Raw genomic sequence first — 16212 nt, forward strand, 5'->3', positions numbered from 1 at the left:
AGAGTTGTCTAGCCCGATGAGGTTGTTCGGTGTCGGCACGCTGCGGCCGGACAAACAACTCCGGACAAGGCGCGGCAGAGCGAACCGGAATGTCGCTGGTCACAGCCGTCGGCAGACGCGGCCTCCGGCCGCACCGGGCGGTTCGGCACCGTAGCGAGCTGACTCTGTACGGAACTTGATGGCGGGGTCAGCCGGTAGCGCGCCATCTGCGGGGCCGCAGTATGCGTTGCTTGTCCGGGAACTTCTGGAAGGAGGTCGGTTGTTGGGGTGGAGCCCGGGGCTGACTGGCGTCTGCGCGCTGACCCGCTCCACGTTGATTGCGCTCGATGCACCGCTCTCGCTCGGAGCCCCGACCACGGACTCCGGCTGCTGACCGGGGTGGCGACCACGTTCTCCCGGGCCAGGGCATCGCGGCACCGTCCGGCCCGGGCTGCGGTTGCGGGTGGGGGCCGGGTTGACGGGGTCAGTGATTCTCGCAGTTGGTGTTGTGCTCGGGCGGGTCGGTGCGGCAGGTGCCGGCGCCGGTCCCGCCGTCGACGTCGCTCGTGAGGTCGATGCTCACTGTTCCGCCGTGGGGACCCGTGATGCTGTCGTTCTCGGCGTCACCAGTGAGCCGGGCGTGCGGCGAAACGGGCGGTGGGTGGAAGGCGTCGGTGCCGGTGACGGTGGAGGAGAAGACCGAGGCGGTCACGGAACTGGTGCGGGACGAGGTGGTGGCCTACCGGGTCGCGGACTCCGTGCCAGGTCTGGGCGGGGATCTGTGTGTCATCGCCGACCACCCTCACTGCACCACCACCCAGCTCGCCCACCACGCCCGCATCTCCCTCGCCAGCGCAAGCGAACACGCCACGATCCTCCGCAACGCGGGCCTCACCGCCCTCACCCGCCACCACAAGACCGTCCTCCACACCACAACCCTCCCGGGCCTCACTCTCCTCGACACCGCCACAACCACCTGACCGCACAACGGGCCGTGCCCCCGTCCGGCAGGGTCCGCGTACAGGGCGACTTCGTACGCCGAGAGCAGAGACAGCCTCCCGAGCTCCCGGTTCGGCCCCGAGGGCGGGCGCAGAGGGAGCCCGGGGCCCACCGTCCCGGCATCACGCGAGTTGGCGCGGTCAGCCGGCCTCGGCCTGTCCGTCGTCGGTGCTTCGCTCGTACTCGGCCTGTGCGGTTTCGAGCAGGCGCCGCCAGGACGTCACCTGGGGACGACGGCGCAGAAGTGCCCGTCTCTCGCGCTCTGTCATGCCACCCCAGATACCGTGCTCGACCCGGTTGTCCAACGCGTGAGCGAGGCACACCGTGCGCACGTGGCAGCCGGTACAGAGTGCCTTCGCCTGATTCTGGGCGGCGCCCTCGACGAAGAGCACGTCCGGATCAGTGGTCCGGCACTTCGCCCCCACCATCCACTGCTCACCCAAAGTTTCCGACACAGCGCTGTACCTCCCCGATCCGGCCTGCCCCGCCCACTCCATGCGCGCGACAAGTGCCCAAGAACATACGCCAGTTGACGGGCCGGCCTTTAGCCGTCGTCGACTAGCTGCTCGTAGATCTGCTGGATCCTCTCGAAGGTATCCGGGATGTCGTTGACCAGCACATGGGGTGCACCGAGCACTCCGGACACCGTGAGGACCGCGGTGATCATGGCGCGGGCGGTCTTGCGCTCAAGGGAATTGGGCGAGCCGAGTCCTGCGACGATCTGCGCCGCAATATCGGCGTCGGGGTTTGCTCCGTGCCTCACTCGGTAGCCCTCGGTCCACTGCTTGATCGCCTTGCGTTCTCGCCGAGTGGAACCGGGTAGCAGTTGTTTGATCTCTTCTGGATCCAGGCGGGCCGGCTGCCGCTCAGCACGTCGGACGGCCACAGGTAGTTCACATCCGGCGGCCAGTTCCGCAGCCAGGCGAGCCACGGCGCCGATCCGTGCCTCCGAGTGGAGGTTGCCCAAGCGCAGTGGAACGGCCCGAGGCGCGCTGGTGACCGTGCTCGGCCGCTTCCAGACATACAGCGCATCACCTTCCGCCCTCTCGCCGATCCCGAGGTCCAGGCCGAGGAGTTGGTGCAGTGACCAGGCACCACCGTTGCGTCGAGAGAAGGGCCGCAACTCGCCGGAACGGAAGTGGATGTCGAGCGTGTCGCCGCTGTATCGGTCCAGGGCACGAAAGGCGTAGCCCAGGAAGGGGACGTCCCGGCTGTACGCATCGTCCGGATCCGAGCAGTAGACAGCGTGACAGGGCACCCTCTGATATCTGGTCGCAAGGCGGTTGAACTCCCTCATTACGGGATCGGTCCAGCCGCCGGGGAGACCTGTGGTGCGGTGCAGCGGGGGATGTTCTTCCCCCAGCGCGACGACTTGAGCGGCCAGGTCCTCGCGGTTCTGCCGCCGAGCGGCGGCAAGCAGCCCGCTGAGTCGGCCGAACTTGGCTCCGGCGACGGCAATATGCAGAAGGTGCGGATGGGAAATCGGATCCATGCGCGGTACGTCCTTCACGGCTTCCGGCGGGACACCAGGATCCGTGCTCCGCTCAAGAGGTGTCCAGGGCCAGGTACCGCTGCGTCGCCGGTGTCACGCAGCCTCATTCTCACTACTGAGGTCTTCGGTTCGGGGTGGTGGTGATCTTGGTGGGTGTCCCAACGGTGGGTGTTTCCCAGTGGTGGGTGTTTCCCGGTGGGGCGGGGCCGGGTCCTCAACCGGCCGTTGCCGGACGCCGTGCGGCACGGTGGCGGTGGTGGTAGGAGAGGGTGACGGCCGCGGTGAGCGGGCCCCAGATGACCAGTGGCTGGTAGATGATCCCGATGAGGATGCTTCCGGTGGGAGTCATGTCACTGTGCGGGTGTGTCCACCACAGGGGCATGGTGCCCCAGAGCACCGTCAGGGCCGCCGAGCCGAGGAGGGCGGGGACGACGGCGGCCAGGGGACGGACCCGTTTCCCGCCGAGAAGCGGTATCCAGTGCGGTACGACGTCGCCCCAGGGTCGTACCAGGCCGATCGTCAGGACGGCGACCAGTTCCGAGACCACGCTGAGCGTCAGCATCCACACCTTGGCAGAGGGAGTCTCGAACTCCACGAAGCCCGCCTGCGTGTAGCCGGCCGGGAACCCGAGCACCCAGACAAGGCGCAGGAGTCCGCTCGGCAGGACCACCAGCGCGGTCAGGTGCGCGGCCCGGACCGCCCAACGGGGCGGCGGTGCAACGGAAGTGACGGGGAATGCCGTGTGCATGCTCATGAGATTCATCATCGGGCGGCCCCCGGCCCGTTCCGTCAGCCTGAACGGCGGCCCCGGACGCCCACTGGAAGGAGAACCTCGCCGCTCGCTCCGCCGCGCGGCGGAGCCACCCTCATCCCCAGGACCGGGCGCCCCGACTGCTGGAGACCGTCGGTTCGGGACGACGTCAGGGCAGCGGGACGAGCCCGGTCCGCTCCTGAGCCCGCTGCTTCACGGTGGACTGCCTCTGTCGGGATACCGCACCTGGTCGGGATACCGCACCTGTCGGGAGACCGCACCTGAGGTTCTCGGCCCGGGGCGACGTGACGGCGGGGCCGGGGTGAGCCCGGTCCCGGCGATGAACCCGTCGAGCAGGCCGGGGCGGTACTGCATGCGCCCGAGCAGGGTGTGGGCCCCGTGCCCTCCGCCGGGCTGAGATCCGGCGAGCACGGAGGGAGGCGGAAGACCGTCAGCCGGGCCGTACGCCAACCTCAGAAATGGGCAGATGAGGAGCCGCCGCGGCGGCCTGTCCGGGGTCCCGTACAGCCGTCCTTCGTGTCCTCAGCCGGCTTCTTGGAATGCTGCATCCTCGGGTGCCGCCGCCGTACACCCCTTTCAAGGGCAGCGGGTTGGCGGTCATTGAGGCGATCGCGGCCCGAGCGATGCCCAGCCTTGAGCGGTTTGCGACGGCAACCGCAGGAGACAGCAGGGATCTTCGGTCGCGTACTTGGGGCCGGGCAGGGTGGACAGGGCACTCGCCGGGCTGCGTGATCTCCCGTGCACCGGGAACCACGACCTCCCAGGCGATACACACGTCCAGGGCACAGCGCTCTCCGCAGTGCCCACGTCGCACCCGAATGGTTGGCATGGCCATGGAGCTATGGAAAGAATGTGCTATGCGCATATCCAGACTGGGCACCGTCCTCGTCGGCGCGATCGCCTCGACCCTCCTCGCCATCACCCCGTCCTCCGCTGTCAGTTGGGAGGTCGACCACGCCACCGCTACCTCCGGGCCGGGCCTCAACGGCTTCCAGTGCAGCACCATCCCCGAGGGAGGCGGCTGCTTCCGCCCCGACGGTGACTGGTTCGCCGTGTCCGACTTCAAGGCCGACAAGCACTCCGTCCTGGTCCGCTGGAAGAGCTTCGACCCCAGGACCAACGCCCTGCACCGTCAGGGCACCATCTGGAACTCGTCCGGGAAGGGCACGAGCCGCTACCAGAACAAGAACCTCCCCGAAGGCGACTTCGTCGAGTGGGAGATCTGCACCGGTGACTGGGACGATCTGCGCATCATCACCTGCGGGGGCACTACCAGTGCGCACGCGTAATCTCGTTGCCTGCCGGCGACGGTGAGCGGATTCTGCCCGCCCGCCGTGCCCACCCACCCACGCTGACCGGTTCATCGAGGCTTTCACCGAGGAGCCCGGGTGTTGTCGCCGGTGACGACCCTGTCAGTTCAAGGGGACGACTCCTCGCGCCTGTCTCCTTGATGGGGCGGTCAGTGATCGGAGTGTCTGTCCGATCAACTGACCACTGATCGCTGATGCGATGCGGGACCGGATCGAGCCGCTGATGCTGGCCGATCCGGTCCGCGGCAGGCGGTGGGCCGATCACCGCAGCACGCTTGAGGCCATCGACTGGAAGTACCGCACCGACTCACCCTGGCAGGACTTGCCCGACCAGGCCTGGAAACAGGCATGCCCGGTTCTGAGGGCGTTGGGTCATGGCCACACGACCCGGCTGCCCGCCCAGTGTCGCGGCCACCGCACGTTCGCACGTTCGGTGGCCACGACGGCGGCTGCGCCCCGCAGTTGAGATCGGCGACGAGGACCTGATCATCCCGCAGCGCGGAGGCATGGGCGGTGGCCCGGCCGCTGATGCCGGAACCTGTCCCGGTCACGGGCGAGGTGTCCGCGCCCTGGCAGCGCCGGCGGCAGGAACTGAACCGGGAGTGAAATGCCTCGAAGGCACCCCGGCCGTTCTCCGTGTCCCCCCCCCGCACAGCGCCGCTTGCACTTGACGTGCACGTCAAGTTTTACGGTGCGCAGCATGAGTCACAGCAGCGCCACCCATCGCGAAGTACGCCTGTCCGTCTGCCCGCAAGGACCCCTCACCCGCGATCACTTCGAGGTGGTCGAGGTACCGGTCCCCACCCCCGCCCCTGGCCAACTGCTCGTACGCAACCGCCTCATGAGCGTCACCGCCGTGATGCGCACCCTCATGCGGAGCGACGTCGAGCTGCCGATGCCCGGATACGTGCCGGGCGCGGTCCTGTGGGGCCCGGCCGTCGCCGAGGTGGTCACCGCGCCGCCGGGCTCCGGCCTGCACCCTGGCGACCTCGTCGAACACCGACTGGGCTGGCGAGAGTACGCCGCCCTGCCCCCGGAGGACGCACAACTCCTGGACCTGGACGTGCTGCCCGACCCTGCCGCGTATCTCTCCCAGGGGTTCACCGCCTGGCTCGGAGTGGTGCGCGCGGCTCAGGTACGGCCGGGAGACACGGTATTCGTGAGCGGCGCGGCGGGCGGTGTCGGCTCGCTGGCGGGCCAGTTCGCCCGACTGCGCGGCGCAGGGCGGCTCATCGGCAGTACGAGTACGCGGCGCAAGGGCGCGTACCTGAGGGAGGAGCTGGGTTACGACGCCGTCGTGTTGCGCACGGAAGGCGAAGGCACCATGGAGGAGCAACTGCGCGAAGCGGCGCCGGACGGCCTCGACGCGGTCTTCGACAACGTGGGCGGCGAGCAGCTGCGCGCCTCGGTGGCGCTGGCCCGCAGGGAGGCGAGGATCGCCCTGGTGGGGGGCCTGTCGGGGCAGGTGGCCGGGGGAGCCGGAACCCTCATCGAGATCGACACGTTCGACCTGGTCTCGCGGGGGATCACTCTGCGGGGGATCGCGGGGGCCGACCATCTGGACGCGCTCCCGCAGTGGCAGGATGAGTTCGGCCGAGGGCTCCGGGACGGCACCCTGACCGTCCCGCACGCACGCCTACGGGGCATCGACCGGGCCCCACAGGCACTCTGCGAGCTTCTCGAAGGCCGGCACATCGGTGCTGTCCTTGTCGAGCTCTGACCTCGGATCAGGAGGGCTGCGTATGCGGATCGGCGATGCGGCAGCGGCGGCGGGCCTCACACCGAGGGCGCTGCGCTACTACGAGCAGCAGGGCCTGCTCATGCCCGGGCGCGCGCCGTCCGGGCACCGGGAGTACGAGTCCCAGGACGTCCGCCGGCTGCGAACCGTACGCGAACTGCTGGAGGCGGGCCTCACCATCGCGGACGTCAGAAGCCTCGCCCACGTGCTGGAGGGGGCGCTCTCCACCGACGGTCATGAGGATGAAGGTGAAGCGGAGCACTGCGAGATCGGGGAGGTGAGCATGCGGCGGCTCGCGGAACTCGACGAACGCATCGAGCGGCTGACACGTCTCCGCGAGAAACTGGCGTCCCGGATCGCCGACCGCTTCGGCTTCGTTTGAAGTTCGACTCAGCGGCGGGACGCCTTCAGGGCGGCAGGACTTGATCGCGGATGTGCCCAGCCTGCGCGAGGACGCCTCCGGGCAGGCACATGTGGGGCGACGGCCTGGACCGCGTAGTGGAGGCGGTCGCGGTGCTGGCGGGAAAGTGGATCTCTCTTCCTATACAGTGATCGACTGCTATCGACACCCCAACGGGTCTGTGCGACCCGTCATTTGGAGAGGGAGACCCTTGCCTCGACGCTTCACCACACTCGCCGTGTCCGCAGCCATAGCGGGCGGCGTCCTGTTCTCGGCCGTTCCCGCGCAGGCCGCCCCCGCTGCCGACCAGGGCAGTGTGTCGGCCCGTGGCCCGATCACCTGCAACATCCCCAAGATGCGGCAGCAGGTCGACAGCCTGAAGTCCAAGGCCGCCAAGCTGGACAAGCTCGGCCAGCACAAGTCGGCCGAGAAGGAGCGCGAGAAGGCGCGGGCGCTCCAGAAGCGGATCGAGCGGTGCCAGGACGCCGACACCAACGACCCCGGCCCGATCGGCGGCTGAGGCTCGACCGCTTGACCACTTCGGGGCGGTCCCGCAGAGGGCCCCGGAGATGAACGAGCCCCCGACCGGCAGCACCCTCGCCGGTCGGGGCTTTTCACACCCTCCCTCCCGTCAACGGCGCACGCCCAGGCGAGGTGTAGACACCGCCCCCAGCGTTCGGGCAGCGGCGGATGCTCGATCACCTCGATCACCTCGATGACCTCGACCCCGACACACCCGCAGGCCAGGGCAAATGCCGCACTGGGTGAATGATCTTGGTCGCACGTCCGGCCGCGGGGAGAGCTGTGGGGTCAGGACTCCAACGCCCGTGCCATCTGCGCAAGGCGCCCCTCGGACCACTACACTTGCGGGTCAGGTTCGAGGAACGCCAGGGCGGCAGCGGCGATCCCCAGAGCCGGTTGCGACCATTCGGCCGCGTGGGCGGCGCCGAAAGCTCCCTGCCTGACATCGCGTTCGGCAAGGTCCGGGCGGGACAGCGCCGTGAGTACGAAGCCGCGCGTGGTCGCGCTCGGACAGGTGGCCAACTCCCCGAAGCCGGCCTGGACCTCGCTGCGCAACGTGCCGTCGGCCAGGCCGAGGAGCGTTGCGTGCAGGGCGATGGACCGCAGGCAGCGGCCTTGCGCAGGAGCTCCACCAGGTGTGTCCGCAGCGCAGCACCAGTGAGGTCGGGATGGCCGAATCGAGGCTTCTCACGTACCTGTTCACGCTCGCAGCGATCGGCGCTGCCCTGTTCGTACGGATGGCGAGGGCCGGCCTGCGAGGTCGAGCATGGGTGCGTGGCGCGGGTACTGCCGTCGTCGTGCTCGGCAGCGTTGCGGCCGTCTGCAGCTTCAGCCAGCCGCACCCGCCCCTGATCACGGTGGCAGGCGTGCTGCCGTGCGTGAGCGGGCTGGCGGCTGCGGTGCTGCTGTGGAAGCGGGAGTCGTCGCTCCACTTCAGGAGCGCTTCCAAGCTGCGCCCGGGGTGAGGGCCCTGGCGGTGGAGGCGGCCGGGCCCGGCGGTGAGTGCGCCGTGCCGGTGGGCGGCGATCGAAGCTGCAGCGAGTGGAATCCTCCGGCTGCAGGACGGCTTTGACGAACCCTCAAAACCCTCTGCTATTCAAATGTCTGATGTTTGTATACGGTGCTCTCATGAAAAGGATCAGTACACCGCGCAGGGCGGCCAGCCTCTCCGCGCAGCTCGTGGACAGCCTCCGTTCGCACATCGAGGCGGGCGGATGGCCGGTAGGAACGCGCATCCCGTCGGAGCAGGCCCTCATCGAGGAACTCGGGGTGGGTCGCAGCACCCTGCGGGAGGCGCTCGGGGCGCTCGTGCACCTGGGACTGCTGGAAGCCAGGGTTGGCGACGGTACCTACGTCCGCTCGTCGAGCGAGCTCCAGTCGGTCCTGGTGCGCCGGGCGAACTCCACGCAGCGGGAGAACGTACTGGAGCTGCGTACCGTTCTTGAGGAGTACGCCTCGGGAGCCGCGGCCCTGCGCCGTGACGACGAACAGCTGCACCAGCTGCGGGAGTTGCTGGCCGACGCCGATGCGGCTGCTGCCGGTGAGGACACGTCGCTGCTCGGGAGCGTCGACGCGCTGTTCCACCGGGCCGTCGTGCGGGCGAGCAAGAACGACCTGCTGGTCGAGGTGTACGACTACCTCGGTACGGCACTCACCTCCTCCTCGGGCGGCCTGACCTGGGACGCGGCCGTCGCCGACGAACATGCCGACCTGCACAGACAACTCGTCGACGCGATCGAGGACCGGGACGAGCACGGCGCGCGCGAAGCGGCGGCGGCGATCGTCCGGCTCACCGGTGCCCACGAGGCCCGGGCGCCGCGTTCGGAGGGGGGACAGTGAGCGTGAACCCGAAGCCAACGCCGTTATCTTCCATATCCTCCAGGCCGTCCGCATCCTCCAGGCCGTCCGCATCCTCCGGACCGTCCGCCTCCGCAGTGCCGGCCCTCGGCAGTACCGGGCCCGCCGTGTCGCTCGGGCTTGTCATCGCGATCTGTCTCGTAGCGGCGAACCTGCGCACCAGTCTCACCGGCGTCGGCACACTGCTGCCGGCGATAGAGCGGGGGAGCGGTCTGACGTCGAGCTGGGGCGGGCTGCTGAGCACCCTGCCGCTGCTGACGTTCGCCGCGACGTCGCCCCTGGTGGCGCGGGCCTCCCACCGTTTCGGCAGCGCCCGCCTGCTGGTGGCCGCCCTCGGCACGCTGGCCGTCGGCACCCTGATCCGCTCGCTGCCCTCGGTGGCCTGCCTGTTCGCCGGGACCGTGATTCTCTCCGCCGCCATCGCGTTCGGCAACGTCCTGCTGCCCGCTCTGATCAGACGGAGCGTGCCCGCACACCGTATCCAGGGCATCAGCGCGCTGTACGTGACGGTCATGGGCCTCACGGCAGCCGTCTCCTCCGGCATCTCGGCACCGCTCTCCCACTCCGTGCCGGGTTCCTGGCACACCGCCCTGGCCTGGGGAGTCGCCCTCACCGTCGCAGCACTCCTGGCCTGGCTGCCCCGACTGCGCGGCGACAAGCCCCAGGCCGCCACCGGCGAGTCACGCGCCCCCGCTCCCTGGCGGTCACGGCTGGCCTGGCAGATCAGCATGTTCATGGGCCTGCAGTCCCTGGCCTTCTACACCGTCGTGGCATGGCTGCCCAGCATTCTGCTGAACCGTGGCATGACCAGCACGACAGCCGGCTGGATGCTCTTCACCTACCAAGTGATCGCCCTGGCGGCCGGCAGCGTCCTGCCCCTGCTCACGCGCGGCCGCCACGACCAGCGTTGGACTGCGGCAGGGGCCTCGGCCGTCGTGGCAGGCGGCTTCGCCCTGCTGGTGTTCCCGTCCGTGCCCGCCGTCGCGGCCTGCACCCTGCTGGGACTGGGCGGCGGGGTGTGCCTCGTCCTCGCGCTGAGCTTCCAGAGCGAACGCGCGGGAAGCTCGGGCGAGGCCGCCGCGCTGGCAGGCATGGCGCAGTCCGTCGGCTACCTCGTGGCAGCTGCGGGCCCGCTCCTGCTGGGCATCCTGCGCGACACCACGCACAGTTGGATGCTGCCCCTCGGAGTTCTGGCCGTCCTCAGCCTCGCCATGGCCGCTGCCGGACACGGAGCGGGCCAGAACCGCCACGTGCGCTTCTCCGAGCGTTGAACCAGCACCGACTTCCTGGCCCGCCGCAGCAAACACGGCAGATCCGCACACGCCCGCAACAAGGCCGGGTTGCTCCCCTGGAGACCACCCCCAGCACCACCGGACTGTACGAAGCGATCCGAGCGGCCCTCCTTCACGCGCACGCGGTCGCGGTCGCGCAGCCGGTCATGGAACTCGGCCAGCAGTCCGGTGGCCTGCCGGCGGCGGGCGAAGGCGTGCACCCGGCCGCAACGGCGGGAAGTCCGCCGACAGGTTGACCCACTTCACCCCGTTGTCGACGACACAGCGGACCGCATCCAGTCACCTTCGGGCCGCCCGCCCGCCCCGGCCCTGCGGCCAGGCCGGGACCGGCACCGGCACCGGCACCGGCACCGGCAGCGCAGCGTGGACTGCCTGCCATTCCGTCTCCGTCATGTCCGAGGCATAACACGGAGTTTGCCCCTGGCAGGTTGGCACGGTTCAGCCGCTCAACGCGGCCTGGGCCAGGCGGTTGGCTATGGCGGTGGCGGCGTGGTTCTCGGCCGAGGCCGTGCCCACCGCGTAGACAGCGCGCAAATTGAGGTCGGGGGAGGCGAATACCCCGCTCTTGTATCCGAGGTCGCTGCCGGTCTTGCCCCACATCACCGAGCCGTCTGGCAGGGGAAAGGACATCAGGCCGATGCTGAAGCAGGCGGACCCCTTGCCGGGCCCTGTGTTGCAGTTCGAGCCGTCCGAGTAGGGGAGCGGCTTGCCGTCGGCGCCGCGCGGCAGGGTCCGCAGCTCGGCGGCCTGGGCGGGGCGCAGCAGGCGGCCGTTGAACAGGCCGGTGATGAAGCGGTCGAGGTCGGCGGCAGTGGAGATCATGCTGGAGGGGTTGCCGCCCTGCTCGTTGACGTCGACCAACTGTCCCTTGCTGTTCGGCACGTATCCCGGCAGGTAGGGGCGGGGCACTCGCGTGTTGCGGCCCGGAGCGGAGGTGTCCTTCATCCTGAGCGGGGCCAGGATGCGGGTGGTGATCTCGTGCGGGAGGGAGTGGTCGGTGAGCTCTTCGATGAGCTTGCCTGCGACGCGGTAGGCGAAGGAGTTGTACTCCTGCTTGGCGCCCGGTGCGAACCGCGGGCCGGGCCAGGGCCTGCCCTCGGGCCGGAGCGTCTGCTGGATCACCTGGTCGAAGGTGTAGTAGTCGAAGCGGTTGTCGATCACCGCGTCCTGCGACGGTGCGGGCGCGCCCTCGAAGTCCTGGGGCAGCCCGCTGGTGTGGTTGAGCAACTGCCGTACGGTGATGGGCTGGAACGTGTCCGGCAGCAGTCCCGGCAGGTAGTGCTGCACCGTCTCGTCGAGGTCCACCCGGCCTTCGGCGGAGAGCTGCAACAGCACGACCGCTTCCATCGGCTTGGCGATGCTGCCGATCCGGAAGTGGGCCTGGTCCTTGACCCGTTTGCCGGTGACGAGGTCCCCGGATGCTCCACGCCATGCCTGCCCGGACTTGGTCACCCGGGCCACGACCCCGGCCACGTCATCGCCTGGGCGCAGCGCTATCGCCTCGCGCAGTGCCGTTCGGTCCAGGCCCACGGGCTCGTTCGCCGCTTGTGCCGGAGCGACCACCGCGAAGGTCACGGCGACGGTCGTCAGAGCGGCCAGGGCCAGGGGCGAGGAACGGCGCATGAGGTCTCCAGTCAGGAACGAACGGGCATCAGGAGCATCGGGAACATCTGCAACTGCCGTCGAGTGTCCCCAGTAAAGATCATCGGGGAAACCGGGAAATCCCTGACCCCAACCCCGAGGAATCCCTGAGGGGACGCTGTGAGGCGGTGCTGTCGGTGTCCGCTGTCAGTCGCAGCCGCCGGGCATCCGGCCCAGGTACCTGTGATGGGCCATCAGGGCATTGCCGCCGTGCCCGATGCACCCGTTGAGCTGGTGGCCCAGAATCCGCCGTGGCCGTCCGCGAGCTCCACGTGGCCGTACGCGCCGATGCCCAGAAGGCGTACTGAGCCCGTCGGTGGAGTGCCGGTCGGTGGAGTGCCGGTCGTGAAGCGGGGCGACGGCGGTGCCAGTGGGCCGCCGCAGGCGGGTACTTGGGCGGATCCCTCCGGCAATTGGGCGGAGCCCTCCGGCCGGTCGCCCCGGCCCTGAAACCAGGCCGGAACCGGCATGGCCTCTAGGCACTGTTTCTCGGATCTCCTGACGTGGGTGGGATGTTGGGGCCAGGCTGGCTTCATGGGTCGTGGGGATCTGACGAATGCGGAGTGGGATCGGCTGAAGTCGTTCTTACCTTCTGGTGGTGCACGTGGTGGTCGGTGGAGTGACCACCGTCGGGTGATCAACGGGGTTCTCTACCGGGTGCGGACCGGCGTGCAGTGGCGGGATCTGCCCGAGCGGTTCGGGCCGTGGGAGACGGTCTACAAACGGCATCGTCGCTGGTCGGCGGATGGAACGTGGCAGATGCTGCTGTCCCGCATCCAGGCAGCCGCGGACGCGGCAGGCGGGATCGACTGGGACGTGTCGGTGGACTCGACAGCAGTACGAGCCCACCAGCACGCCGCCGGCGCGAGGAAGGTGTCCCCGGCCGCCGTTCCTCAAAAGGGGGCCGGGCGGGGGACGAACCAGGTCGATCCGGCACTGCGGAAACTGGCCGCCCGTCTGGAGGAGGTGGTCAGATCGGCGAATGCCTGGGACGTTCCCGCGGCGGATTCACCACCAAGATCCACCTCGTGGCCGACGGGCGATGCCGGCCCCTCGGCCTCGTCCTGACACCCGGACACTACGGCGACGGACCCCAGCTCGAGCGGGTCCTGGAGCAGGTATCGGTGCCCCGGACCGGAGTCGGCCGGCCTCGCACCCGGCCCGACCGCGTCCTGGCGGACAAGACCTGCACGTCCCGCAGGAACCGCCGTTACCTGCGACGACGCGGCATCCCGCACACGATCCCCGAACGTCTCGACCAGCAAAGACACCGCAGGAACCGAGGTTCCCGAGGCGGCCGGCCCACCGGCTTCGACAGTGAGCGCTACAAGAAACGCAACACTGTCGAACGCACCATCAACCGCCTCAAGGGCTTCCGGGCCGTCGCTACCCGCTACGAGAAGCGCGCTTACATCTACCTCGGAACCGTCATGCTCGCAGCCCTCGTCATCTGGCTCAGAACATGATCCGAGAAACAGTGCCTAGGACGACCCACCACTCCGCCTCGCTCATGTCGGTCCCGGAGCGCGGGGTCCGGTCCGGCCGGTCCGCCGCGTTGCCGAACCGGTGCGCGAGGCAATCACGCTGCCACGTAAGGGAGTTGAACCCGACAGGTACGGTCACGCAAGACTGTGGCAACGGAGCCTCTTCGGTGCTTGAGCTTCGCGACTCCGAGCTACCGAGGGGCCCTTCCTTCATACATCGGCACCGTCGCGATCACCCGCCCCGGAACCCAGTTCGACTGCGATCGATTCGGTGACACCCGAGGCGCACTACCTGGCGCTGATGGCGGTGTCCCTGGCGCCGGGCCGGACTCCGTCTCATTTCCGCACACGGGCTCGCGCCGGCAACACGGCCACGGTGGCAGCCAGCAACAGGGGCAGGGCCGCCGCGACGATCACGATGACGAGGGCCGGGCCTGGGCCGAAGGTTTCACCGACGGACCGAGTCACGTCGAGCTCTGGGGTGGAGGACAGGCACACCGGATGCTCACGCGCCGCGTCACCCACGCACCCCAAGTCGACCGCACGCAGCCGCATGGCCCAGGTCCATGACAAGGCGACCAACCAGGACCCGACGATGCAAGCGGCGGGCGCCCCAAGCCACAGCGCCGGACGCAAGTTTCCGCTCACAGGGTGCCAACGTCGCCAGGAAGCAGCCACCACCAGCAGCCACCCGCACAACAGGACGGCGCTTGCCGCCGTGGCGAGCAGCGTGCTGGCACGTAGGGGAATCCCGGTGGCCTCGACCCCACCCAACCGGGTAGACGCTGCCGCGTAACTGCCACCGACCAGACCGGTAAAGAGGGCAGTACCTACCTGAAGCAGCCGCCGGGGGAACCACCCACCCTGCTTGCTCAGCGGCCAGACCTGAAACGCCATGAACAATGACAGCGGTACGCCGAAGATCAGGCCGGCGGCAATCGGGGTGTCCGGCGAACTTTGGGGGTCTGCCCAGCGAAGCAGCAGATCCTGAATTGTGCTGAGGGCGATCCCGGCGAGGGCTCCTGCCAGCAGCACGTGTCCGGCCGAAGAGCTGAGCAACACATCGGGGTCGAGCAGAGCTGCGCGACGCTCGCTCGACGACGGGTGACGCAGAAGCCATTTCATGTGTCGGCCAGGGGGGCCGGGCGTGCATGGGCCGTCCCGGAGCGCGGCGCCCATTGCCGCTGCGTCGTAGGCCGTTGAACGGGCGTCCGCCGCATGTTCGCGGGCTCGCAGGAACGCACGACTCACGAGTTCGGCGATCAGGACCAGGGCGACCATGCGGATCGTGACGACCATCGACTCGTGGGCAGAACTGTCGGACACCGCCAGGGCGACCAGGAAGAAGGCGCCGATGGCCACGTTCTGTGCCCGCAGAACCATCATGATGTAGTGCGACCACAGGTCATTGGCCTTCACATGTGCGAGCTCGTGACGCATAACGGCCGCGAATGCTCTCCGCGCCTCCTCGCCCTTGTGGTGCAGTGCGAGAATCTCCGGCCCCAGCACCAGTTGAGGGTCTTTCGGGGGACCCACTACGTAAGCCCTGGGGCCCAGCCTGGGGCCCAGGCGTATCGCGGGGATCCTTGGTACCCGAACCTGAAAAGCAATTCTGGTGATCACGCCGTCCAGTTCAGCGAATGGCGTACCCCATAATTTCCGGGTCCGCCGTCGCCGCCATCGAGCAACTCCTCCGTATACAGCGACTCCCGCGAGCAGAGGCCAGGTGAGGTTACGAACGGCTGCTACGAACAGAGCGGACGTATTGTCGCAACCTGGAAGGCCGGTGCAGTCCTGTGCCTCGACGCGACTCATGAAGGCTGCGAAGAACACGGCGTTCAAGGTGATGGCAGCTGCCATAAGTCCCAGCAAGGGGAAAAGCGGTGACGGGAAGGGAGATGGCGTTGCATTCCGGGTGGTCACCGGGGTGGCACTTCTTCTCCACGGGTCAGGGTGCTGATGACCGCATCGGCGAGTTCTTCTGCCTGGCTCGGTGTTCTGCCGAGCCGCTCTGCCTGTACGCACGCGGTGGCACGGATGGCGGTCAGACGCTGCGAGTCCCAAGAAAGTGGAGGAGTTGCGATATTCCGACGTCGCCAGGGGAGTCTGGCGCGCATCCGGCCGACCGCCACAGAAGACAGCTCCTGCGCCAAGGCTCCCACAACACCACTGCAGACCAACGCCGCAACGGGCGTGAGCAGTTCCACCACTCCTGCAGCGCCAAAGCCAAGCGCGTCGTCCTTCGCTCGTAAGAATTGGCGTTCGGCCTCCTTCGGGCGCTCCAAGTATGGTGCCGCGATGACCTCGAACATGGCCTCCTCCTCTGGAGCTATTCGATGAACCACCTGCTGGGCAAGTTCCTTTGCCGACAACGGCCCTACACTCACAGACATTCACTTTCTCCCCTCGGGCCGATCCACATTTCTCGATCCTTTTCCGGCCCCGCGCACCTCATGGGAACGAGATTTCACAATCGGAAACGATCCCGTTCCCGAGAATGGTATGGGTGCAGCTCCTTCTAGTCATCCACATGACACCAATAGCTGGAGTGCTCAGCGAGATCCCTCTTTGGTCCTGTCGAGGATTACAGGATGAACCCGTGACCCGTGCGGGCCTTGTCAGGGTGCTGGTGAGTGCGTACATGGACGGCAAGCAGTGACGAGGTGGACACCGCGGAGCCGGAGAGCGGGAAAGTGCCGGCCCGTCTCTCTCCCCCCCCGGGCCGG

General features: G+C 68.5%; 14 protein-coding genes and 2 pseudogenes. 10 read left to right on the top strand and 6 right to left on the bottom strand.

Going from position 1 to position 16212, the window contains the following annotated elements:
* Positions 1–653: 653 nt before the first annotated feature.
* On the top strand, positions 654–959 hold the full coding sequence (locus tag ACH4SP_RS04885) for a hypothetical protein (protein ID WP_398409263.1): 306 nt from the start codon (positions 654–656) through the stop codon (positions 957–959).
* A gap of 159 nt (positions 960–1118) precedes the next feature.
* On the opposite strand, the gene ACH4SP_RS04890 is transcribed toward ACH4SP_RS04885, so the two are convergent.
* The 3 genes from ACH4SP_RS04890 to ACH4SP_RS04900 all read right to left on the bottom strand — a co-directional run bounded on the left by ACH4SP_RS04890 (position 1119) and on the right by ACH4SP_RS04900 (position 3224).
* A complete protein-coding gene (locus ACH4SP_RS04890; RefSeq protein ID WP_398409542.1) occupies positions 1119–1406 on the bottom strand; it encodes a WhiB family transcriptional regulator in 288 nt (95 codons plus the stop codon).
* Between the two features lie 116 nt (positions 1407–1522).
* Complete coding sequence (locus ACH4SP_RS04895) at positions 1523–2470, bottom strand: hypothetical protein (RefSeq protein ID WP_398409266.1); 948 nt, start codon at positions 2468–2470, stop codon at positions 1523–1525.
* 214 nt (positions 2471–2684) lie between these two features.
* Complete coding sequence (locus ACH4SP_RS04900; protein ID WP_398409269.1) at positions 2685–3224, bottom strand: hypothetical protein; 540 nt, start codon at positions 3222–3224, stop codon at positions 2685–2687.
* An 875-nt stretch (positions 3225–4099) separates the two neighbouring features.
* On the opposite strand from ACH4SP_RS04900, the gene ACH4SP_RS04905 reads away from it, so the two are divergent.
* The 8 genes and pseudogenes from ACH4SP_RS04905 (at position 4100) to ACH4SP_RS04940 (ending at position 10340) form a co-directional block, all read left to right on the top strand.
* Entirely contained in the window at positions 4100–4531 is a 432-nt protein-coding gene (locus tag ACH4SP_RS04905) for a hypothetical protein (protein WP_398409272.1), read from the top strand.
* A 220-nt stretch (positions 4532–4751) separates the two neighbouring features.
* A pseudogene (locus tag ACH4SP_RS04910) lies at positions 4752–5006 on the top strand (transposase); the annotation flags it as partial.
* A gap of 246 nt (positions 5007–5252) precedes the next feature.
* Complete coding sequence (locus tag ACH4SP_RS04915) at positions 5253–6272, top strand: MDR family NADP-dependent oxidoreductase (protein WP_398409275.1); 1020 nt, start codon at positions 5253–5255, stop codon at positions 6270–6272.
* Between the two features lie 22 nt (positions 6273–6294).
* Entirely contained in the window at positions 6295–6672 is a 378-nt protein-coding gene (locus ACH4SP_RS04920) for a MerR family transcriptional regulator (RefSeq protein ID WP_398409278.1), read from the top strand.
* A gap of 256 nt (positions 6673–6928) precedes the next feature.
* Positions 6929–7210, top strand: a complete 282-nt coding sequence (locus ACH4SP_RS04925; RefSeq protein ID WP_398409281.1) for a hypothetical protein — start codon at positions 6929–6931, stop codon at positions 7208–7210.
* A gap of 670 nt (positions 7211–7880) precedes the next feature.
* Positions 7881–8177 (top strand): hypothetical protein, encoded by a 297-nt coding sequence (locus ACH4SP_RS04930; RefSeq protein ID WP_398409284.1) that lies wholly within the window; start codon positions 7881–7883, stop codon positions 8175–8177.
* A 163-nt stretch (positions 8178–8340) separates the two neighbouring features.
* A complete protein-coding gene (locus ACH4SP_RS04935) occupies positions 8341–9051 on the top strand; it encodes a FadR/GntR family transcriptional regulator (protein WP_398409287.1) in 711 nt (236 codons plus the stop codon).
* Between the two features lie 125 nt (positions 9052–9176).
* Positions 9177–10340, top strand: coding sequence for a CynX/NimT family MFS transporter (locus ACH4SP_RS04940; RefSeq protein WP_398409289.1), 1164 nt, complete (start codon positions 9177–9179; stop codon positions 10338–10340).
* Between the two features lie 459 nt (positions 10341–10799).
* Here ACH4SP_RS04940 and ACH4SP_RS04945 read toward each other — a convergent pair whose 3' ends face one another.
* Complete coding sequence (locus tag ACH4SP_RS04945) at positions 10800–11984, bottom strand: serine hydrolase domain-containing protein (protein WP_398409291.1); 1185 nt, start codon at positions 11982–11984, stop codon at positions 10800–10802.
* Positions 11985–12536: 552 nt separating this feature from the next.
* On the opposite strand from ACH4SP_RS04945, the pseudogene ACH4SP_RS04950 reads away from it, so the two are divergent.
* Positions 12537–13468, top strand: a pseudogene (locus ACH4SP_RS04950) (IS5 family transposase).
* Positions 13469–13822: 354 nt separating this feature from the next.
* On the opposite strand, the gene ACH4SP_RS04955 reads toward ACH4SP_RS04950, so the two are convergent.
* Positions 13823–15346: a M48 family metalloprotease gene (locus ACH4SP_RS04955; protein ID WP_398409293.1), complete on the bottom strand. Its 1524-nt coding sequence runs from the start codon at positions 15344–15346 to the stop codon at positions 13823–13825.
* A 59-nt stretch (positions 15347–15405) separates the two neighbouring features.
* Complete coding sequence (locus ACH4SP_RS04960) at positions 15406–15798, bottom strand: hypothetical protein (protein WP_398409295.1); 393 nt, start codon at positions 15796–15798, stop codon at positions 15406–15408.
* Positions 15799–16212 lie beyond the last annotated feature (414 nt).

The sequence above is a fragment of the Streptomyces sp. NPDC021093 genome (assembly GCF_044333135.1).
Taxonomy (GTDB): Bacteria; Actinomycetota; Actinomycetes; order Streptomycetales; family Streptomycetaceae; genus Streptomyces.

Bases quoted from the DNA above. Each gene is read 5' to 3' on its own strand.
- ACH4SP_RS04960 (WP_398409295.1), bottom strand. From the start codon at position 15,798: ATGTTCGAGGTCATCGCGGCACCATACTTGGAGCGCCCGAAGGAGGCC.
- ACH4SP_RS04915 (WP_398409275.1), top strand. From the start codon at position 5,253: ATGAGTCACAGCAGCGCCACCCATCGCGAAGTACGCCTGTCCGTCTGC.
- ACH4SP_RS04900 (WP_398409269.1), bottom strand. From the start codon at position 3,224: ATGAGCATGCACACGGCATTCCCCGTCACTTCCGTTGCACCGCCGCCC.
- ACH4SP_RS04935 (WP_398409287.1), top strand. From the start codon at position 8,341: ATGAAAAGGATCAGTACACCGCGCAGGGCGGCCAGCCTCTCCGCGCAG.
- ACH4SP_RS04930 (WP_398409284.1), top strand. From the start codon at position 7,881: ATGGCCGAATCGAGGCTTCTCACGTACCTGTTCACGCTCGCAGCGATC.
- ACH4SP_RS04890 (WP_398409542.1), bottom strand. From the start codon at position 1,406: ATGGTGGGGGCGAAGTGCCGGACCACTGATCCGGACGTGCTCTTCGTC.
- ACH4SP_RS04905 (WP_398409272.1), top strand. From the start codon at position 4,100: ATGCGCATATCCAGACTGGGCACCGTCCTCGTCGGCGCGATCGCCTCG.
- ACH4SP_RS04895 (WP_398409266.1), bottom strand. From the start codon at position 2,470: ATGGATCCGATTTCCCATCCGCACCTTCTGCATATTGCCGTCGCCGGA.
- ACH4SP_RS04920 (WP_398409278.1), top strand. From the start codon at position 6,295: ATGCGGATCGGCGATGCGGCAGCGGCGGCGGGCCTCACACCGAGGGCG.
- ACH4SP_RS04945 (WP_398409291.1), bottom strand. From the start codon at position 11,984: ATGCGCCGTTCCTCGCCCCTGGCCCTGGCCGCTCTGACGACCGTCGCC.
- ACH4SP_RS04955 (WP_398409293.1), bottom strand. From the start codon at position 15,346: ATGGCAGCTGCCATCACCTTGAACGCCGTGTTCTTCGCAGCCTTCATG.